The sequence below is a fragment of the Microcystis sp. M113S1 genome (assembly GCF_020246945.1).
In the GTDB taxonomy this organism is placed as follows: Bacteria; Cyanobacteriota; Cyanobacteriia; order Cyanobacteriales; family Microcystaceae; genus Microcystis.
The window spans coordinates 1-6,182 of sequence record NZ_JADBSA010000253.1 but is presented as its reverse complement, the minus strand read 5'-3'; the positions used below and the strand labels follow the sequence as shown (position 1 = coordinate 6,182).

Here is a 6,182-nt window from a genome sequence, read left to right as displayed (position 1 = left end):
ATTTGGGAAATCATCTCAACGGTACTGTTGGGCAAACAGAAACCGACCCAAACGCCTTGGGAGAGTCCGGTCTCTGGATTCTTAATGGAGACATTGAGAATCTAAGCTGTCTCGTTGAACAAGGAATTTCTAACAGCGATGGGTCAAGAATCCCCCGTCACAGCGTAGCTTGACGGTGGGAGTATGTCAATTGTTACCTTTTGGAGAGACTCAGACATTTAGATTTCTATTGGTTTTGAGCGGATCTGCGATCGCAATTGCCGACAAAAAAGGGTGAACGCTGTCCACCCTCCCACAATTATTCACAAAAAAAAGCTTAATAGCGTTTTTTTCTGTCACCACCACCACCATTGAAGGGCGCACGCTCTTCCCGATCGCGCGCCTGGTTAACTTTAATTGATCGTCCCATCCAGTCAGCACCATCCAGTGCCTCAATTGCGGCGGTTTCCTGGGCTTTACTTTCCATTTCCACGAAGGCGAAACCGCGTTTGCGGCCTGTCTCTTTGTCAACGGGAATATGAACCCTTTGAACCTTGCCATACTCTGCAAAAACGTCGTTTAGATCCTCTTGGGAAATCTCGTAAGAGAGATTACCAACAAAAATAGACATAATACTTGAATCCTCGATCAATACTCGAAACGGTGTGGAGACACAAAATTCAGGGAGAAGCCGAACAATACTAAAGTAAAAGACTTACCGGATTAATACTGAAAACGAACTTGAACACTAATCTTGACTCTCCCCCTCATCATAACACGAAAAGACTGGAGTTAATGTTAACTTTTATTCTCCGGGGAAAGAGACCGTTTTGGCTATCAGTCGCTACTCCCTCAACCCTGAGCTTTTTTTTCCCGACGAAATAACCAAATCATCAGGGCCACCACACCAGTTTGTAGGGCAAAATTGGGTAAAGCGGTGGCTACGTCCCTTGCTGCCGCTAATTGGGCCAGAAAAACCACCGCACCGATAAAACCAGAAGCACCTAAACCGAGATAGAGAAACTGCCGCAGCCCTCGGTAGGGATTGGCTGCTTCCGCTTTCAAGCGCGCGTATTTTTGGGGATCGAGTCGAGGGGATTTGCTCATAAAAAAATTTTTCTAGCTCTGTATCTATTGTCCGTGATATAATCGGAAATTGGCAATGTGCCGATGTAGCTCAGTGGTAGAGTAGTTGATTCGTAATCAATTGGTCGTGGGTTCAAATCCCATCATCGGCTTGGGGTTTTAGCTCCTAGAAGTTGACTAAGAAATACTGGTACAGTGGTTAAATGCCTTGATTTTGTTGCGGCTATGCTAAAACCCCCCTAGGCTAACGCCTTTGCTGGGGATTTGCTTAAATAAGCCATTTTAGCAGCAAACAAGAGGTAAAAGAGTTAATTGCTCGAACCGATCGCTCCCTATTTCGGGCCAAAGCTTTGGCCCGAAATTCGCTAGTTACTGAAGAAAAGGTTGAATAATTTCTGCGATCGCTTGACGTTGGTAATTGTCATATCCCCAGCGCTCTAGAAAGGCTTGATATTCTCCTTGTCCCGTGTTTAAACTGGTGGCTAATTGTTGTAATTTTTCCCCCAAGGCTGGCGATAATAACTGCTTAATTAGTTGACCAGTTTTTTCTTGGACTTTCTCAGAACCTTGAGCGTTTTCTTTATCTCCTTGACTGCGATGATAGATGACCATTGCCGTGGACATAGCCAGATTTTTGACTAATAATTCATTGACAAATATCGGGGAAGTTTTTAAAGCAGTGATTACTTCTAAACTAGGATATTCCCTATGGGATAAATCGCTGGTTAAGTAAGTAACAAAAAAACCTCTAGCTCCATTTTCTGTTGAGACTAACTCAGTAAATTTCTGAGTGATTGTCTTGGCATCTAAAAACTCAATTTGACTTAGTAAATCTTGAGTTTCTTGGATAGCATTTTCAAAGCTTATACTCATACCCAGCCTTCTGTGAAGTTTAAGAGAAAAATACTAAGCATCTAAAGCATTTAACCAATTAGTTAAATCCTCCACTGTCGAAAAATCAAATAAAGCTTCCCCCGCTCGTTCCAGATCATCAATATTCAAGGTCATAATCCGACTCTCTATATCCAGATCAATATCTCCTAACTTACGTTTAATCAGACGAACAATTAGATTTCTTTCTCTTGCTAAACCCCGTTCTAAACCCTGTTCTAAACCCTGTTCTAAACCCTGTTCTAAACCGCGGCGCATCCAACTGGTGGTAATCTGCATAACTCCCTCCTGTTCGGGTTGAATAAATGTGCTAATCTCCTGTTGAAATTCTATCTCCTCGGACGAGTTGAGATTGAGATAGGTATCGACAAAGCCTGAAATCAATTGCATTCTAGCAGCATCTAATCTTAATGTCACCAATAATCTTAGACATTGTGCCTTAACTTTTGCTCTATCCCGAGCGGCAATTTTCATCTTGGCCATCAAAGCGGCGGCGACGGGATTATCTTGATTGAGAAAATCTCGCCAATTCAAGCGATTTAACTGGACAACTTGATAGTTAAATTCTAACACTTTTAAGTCAGGAAACTCAATTTTGTATTGACGAATTGCTTCTTTTTGCGGACGATCATAGGAGAATATGACAATCGGATAAACTGGTAAGGCAAATTTTTGATGCAGACGAGCGAAATAAGTAAACATTCGCCGATTAAATTCCGGTTGAGAGCTAGACTGTGCTTCTAGATGAATTAAGAAAAATGATGATTGTCCTCGAAATTGAACTTGGGCGACTAAATCACTTTCATACTTTTCTCCTTCCGTGACATCGGTAAAGACTTCTTTGTCTAAAAATGTGATCTGATTAGGCTCTAAATAATTGATAATCTCAGGGAAAAACAACTGAATAAATTCAACAAAAAAAGTCGAAATTAATTCCTTAAATAAACGATCATGGTCAATAACATTATTCATATATAGCAGTTATCCTAATGGTGAGGTAGGAAGTTTTCGTTTTGGGTAGTCGGTCGCCGGCCGTCGATATCAAAATTAGGTTACACTTCATCTTTAGGAGAAAAGCGGTCAATTACTCGTTAACACTACACCAGAACAGGGAGCTGCGGAGAAGAAGTCCGAGCATTTGTACTAAAATATCCAATAGACGGCTAACTGCTACATTTTGTGATGACGATATAAATAGCAAAAACTATAGACGAATAGCTATGAGCTTTGGTGAAGAATTTGAATTACTGCTGCGGGCCCGTTATCCTCTTATCTATGTTACCACCCTAGAAGAAGAACGTCTCGAAAAAGCGATCGCCGATATTGCCAAACAGAGCAATAACCGTGCTGTCTATGTCTGGGATTTCGTGGATGGTTATCAAGATAATCCCAATAACGAGAACTTTGCTCGGCGTAATCCCCTCCAAGCTCTTGAATTCGTCGAAAAGCTGCCGCCTAACATCGCCGCAATCATAATTTTACGCGATTTCCAGCGCTTTCTAGAAGATATTTCCATCGCCAGAAAATTGCGAAATCTGGCCCGTTCCCTGAAATCTCAGCCCAAAAACCTAATTATCGTCGCTCCCGAACTGTCTATCCCCTCGGATCTAACCGAAGTAATCACCGTCGTCGATTTTCCCCTCCCCAGTGGCGAAGAAATTAAACAGGAAATCCAGCGATTAATCGCTGCCACCGGACAACCCCTCAAAGAACCACTCCTCGATGAATTAGTGCTTTCTGCCCAAGGATTATCCCTAGAGAGAATTCGTCGGGTTTTAGCCAAATGTTTAGCCAGTCACGGCAAAATTGAGCCAGAGGACGTGGAATTAATTTTGGCAGAAAAACGCCAATCGATTCGTCAAACCCAGATATTGGACTTTTATCCCGCCACAGAACAGATTTCTGACATCGGCGGCCTAGATAATCTCAAAGATTGGCTGATTCGTCGCGGTGGTGCTTTTAGTGAACGCGCCCGCGCCTACGGTTTACCCAATCCCCGGGGTTTACTATTGGTGGGAATTCAAGGGACGGGTAAATCCCTGACAGCGAAAGCTATTTCCCATCATTGGCACTTACCCCTACTGCGTCTAGACGTGGGGCGTTTATTTGGCGGATTGGTGGGAGAATCGGAATCGCGTACCCGTCAGATGATTAATCTCGCCGAAGCTTTAGCTCCCTGTGTGCTGTGGATAGACGAAATCGATAAAGCTTTCGCCGGAGCGGATGGAAAAGGCGACGGGGGAACCACCAGCCGGGTTTTCGGGACTTTTATCACTTGGTTAGCCGAGAAACAATCGCCGGTTTTTGTCGTCGCTACAGCTAATAACATCCAATCTTTGCCCCCGGAAATGTTGCGAAAAGGACGCTTCGATGAGATATTTTTTGTCGGACTACCTAGCCAAAAGTCCCGCGAGGAGATTTTTAGCGTTCATTTAGGGAAAGTTCGGCCCCATAACCTGAAAAGTTATGATATAAAGCGATTAGCCTACGAAACTCCCGATTTTTCGGGGGCAGAAATCGAACAAACCATCGTGGAAGCGATGCACATCGGTTTTAGTCAAAATCGCGACTTTAGCACCGATGATGTGCTTGAGGCCGCTAGTCAGATTATCCCCCTAGCTCGCACTGCCCAAGAACAGATTCAATTTCTACAGGATTGGGCTAAGTCCGGTAAAGCTCGTCTAGCCTCTCGCGATGATCGTTTTAATGTTAATTCTAGCAGTTAATTTAGCACCAATATGAAGCGTTTATCTGGTTTATTGCAATTTATGCTCGGTTTTGTCATGGGAGTGGCGATTTTGGTCGGTGGGGCTACTGCTGTCGCCTATATGCTTCTCTCCGGTATGAATTCTAATCCTCCTAAACCCGTCTTTACCGAGGAGAAAAAAGAGGAAACTAAGGAGGAAAAAGCTGCTAAACCCATCCCTACTACTCCCGTCCAAGAACAACCCCAAGCTGAGGTGAAGGAGTCTCCCAAAGCTGCACCAGCACCAAAAGCTTCCCCGAAACCCAGTCCCGAAGCAAGAAAAAGAGAAGCCACATCGTCCGGTTATCAAGCGCGGGTGACATGGCAAAGCGGTTTAAGTCTGCGCTCTGAACCTACCAGTGAATCGACTCGTCTCGGCGGTCTGGATTATAATACTAAGGTCAGTGTGGTGGAAACCAGCAGCGATGGCCAATGGCAGCGCATACGTCTGTCCGATGGTCGCGAAGGTTGGATTAAAGCGGGTAATATTTCCAGAGTCGAGTAAATATTTGGAAGGGTTAGGTTTTCTAAATCTACCCCTTTCCCTAATCAGTAATTGGACAAAGTTAATACTAAATCCGTTGAGTATAGGCTACATATCAGGATAGGAAATAGGCACTCTTGCAATAGATAATCAGTCTTTAATAATCGAATTTGGTGTGATTAATTCTGTTTGGGTACTTAATAACTACTTCAAGAACGATTATCGCGATTAACTTTTCTGATTAACCAATAACTTGCCGCTAAAGCTAAGGTTCCCACGGTGAGGGCAATTAAATCATCTTTACTGTATTTATTGGGATCAAAAATAATAATTTTTCGAGAGATGGCAATCAGGGCAGTAACTACGACTAATTCAACCTGTACGATGTGTTTTCTTAAGTAAGCAGTGACGTTTTCTAATAACTCTAAGGCGATCAAAATATTGAGAAATAAACCGAAGATTTCAATTAAAGTTTTGCTAAAAAAACCGACGGGTTCCGTAGTAAATAAATCTTTGATTAGGATAACTATCATATCATAAAGAGAAACAAGAATAACAACAATTAAAGCTACGGATAAAACCTTAGAAACTAGGTTTTCAATGGTATGAATCGACCTCATGAAATTTTCATCGCGCCATTGTTGACCGAAATTGATAAGTAGTTTCCGTATCTGTTTGAGCATGATCAATTAAGTAAAAAGTAAAAATTATCGAAAATTTGGGTTAAAACCCCGTCGTTTTACGACGGCTTTTCTTGATCTTTAATATAGCACTTAAGAACTTCCAGGGTTGCACCTCTCAGTTATCAGTTATCAGTTATCAGTGGGTAAGTCATCAGTTATCAGATGTGAGTTTTGGTTCTTCGGTTTGTGTTATGCAATAGACGGGGGTTATAAGGGATGAAACCCTTATAGAGAAAGATCTTAGGCAATTTTTGTCAACTGTTTTTGATCTAGAGCGAACCAATCAATTAAATCTCTTGCCAGATAAGGATTT

General features: G+C 42.5%; 7 protein-coding genes, 1 tRNA gene and 1 pseudogene. 4 read left to right on the top strand and 5 right to left on the bottom strand.

Annotation, left to right across the window (positions count from 1 at the left end; all coding sequences use genetic code 11):
• Positions 1–173, top strand: a pseudogene (locus IM319_RS12635) (RNA-guided endonuclease TnpB family protein); the annotation flags it as partial.
• Between the two features lie 143 nt (positions 174–316).
• Here IM319_RS12635 and IM319_RS12630 read toward each other — a convergent pair.
• Positions 317–610, bottom strand: coding sequence for an RNA recognition motif domain-containing protein (locus IM319_RS12630; protein WP_286825581.1), 294 nt, complete (start codon positions 608–610; stop codon positions 317–319).
• A gap of 221 nt (positions 611–831) precedes the next feature.
• Positions 832–1,086 carry a DUF3493 domain-containing protein gene (locus IM319_RS12625; RefSeq protein WP_286825580.1) on the bottom strand — a complete coding sequence of 85 codons (255 nt, stop codon included), beginning with the start codon at positions 1,084–1,086 and terminating at the stop codon, positions 832–834.
• A gap of 59 nt (positions 1,087–1,145) precedes the next feature.
• On the opposite strand from IM319_RS12625, the gene IM319_RS12620 reads away from it, so the two are divergent.
• Positions 1,146–1,217 (top strand) — tRNA-Thr (locus IM319_RS12620).
• 217 nt (positions 1,218–1,434) lie between these two features.
• Here the strand turns inward: IM319_RS12620 and IM319_RS12615 are convergent.
• Together IM319_RS12615 and IM319_RS12610 are read right to left on the bottom strand one after the other, a co-directional pair.
• Positions 1,435–1,938: a hypothetical protein gene (locus tag IM319_RS12615; RefSeq protein WP_287735832.1), complete on the bottom strand. Its 504-nt coding sequence runs from the start codon at positions 1,936–1,938 to the stop codon at positions 1,435–1,437.
• A 33-nt stretch (positions 1,939–1,971) separates the two neighbouring features.
• Positions 1,972–2,928: a DUF4351 domain-containing protein gene (locus IM319_RS12610; RefSeq protein WP_287735831.1), complete on the bottom strand. Its 957-nt coding sequence runs from the start codon at positions 2,926–2,928 to the stop codon at positions 1,972–1,974.
• 248 nt (positions 2,929–3,176) lie between these two features.
• On the opposite strand from IM319_RS12610, the gene IM319_RS12605 reads away from it, so the two are divergent.
• Together IM319_RS12605 and IM319_RS12600 are read left to right on the top strand one after the other, a co-directional pair.
• The gene (locus IM319_RS12605; protein WP_287684452.1) at positions 3,177–4,682 is read left to right on the top strand and encodes an AAA family ATPase; all 1,506 of its coding nucleotides are present in this window, start codon (positions 3,177–3,179) and stop codon (positions 4,680–4,682) included.
• 12 nt (positions 4,683–4,694) lie between these two features.
• Positions 4,695–5,207: an SH3 domain-containing protein gene (locus IM319_RS12600; RefSeq protein ID WP_287735830.1), complete on the top strand. Its 513-nt coding sequence runs from the start codon at positions 4,695–4,697 to the stop codon at positions 5,205–5,207.
• A 188-nt stretch (positions 5,208–5,395) separates the two neighbouring features.
• Here IM319_RS12600 and IM319_RS12595 read toward each other — a convergent pair whose 3' ends face one another.
• Positions 5,396–5,869, bottom strand: a complete 474-nt coding sequence (locus IM319_RS12595) for a phosphate-starvation-inducible PsiE family protein (protein ID WP_287735829.1) — start codon at positions 5,867–5,869, stop codon at positions 5,396–5,398.
• Positions 5,870–6,182: the final 313 nt, after the last annotated feature.

Coding starts and splice junctions, on each gene's coding strand:
- IM319_RS12625 (WP_286825580.1), bottom strand. CDS start 1,086: ATGAGCAAATCCCCTCGACTCGATCCCCAAAAATACGCGCGCTTGAAA.
- IM319_RS12630 (WP_286825581.1), bottom strand. CDS start 610: ATGTCTATTTTTGTTGGTAATCTCTCTTACGAGATTTCCCAAGAGGAT.
- IM319_RS12605 (WP_287684452.1), top strand. CDS start 3,177: ATGAGCTTTGGTGAAGAATTTGAATTACTGCTGCGGGCCCGTTATCCT.
- IM319_RS12610 (WP_287735831.1), bottom strand. CDS start 2,928: ATGAATAATGTTATTGACCATGATCGTTTATTTAAGGAATTAATTTCG.
- IM319_RS12600 (WP_287735830.1), top strand. CDS start 4,695: ATGAAGCGTTTATCTGGTTTATTGCAATTTATGCTCGGTTTTGTCATG.
- IM319_RS12615 (WP_287735832.1), bottom strand. CDS start 1,938: ATGAGTATAAGCTTTGAAAATGCTATCCAAGAAACTCAAGATTTACTA.
- IM319_RS12595 (WP_287735829.1), bottom strand. CDS start 5,869: ATGCTCAAACAGATACGGAAACTACTTATCAATTTCGGTCAACAATGG.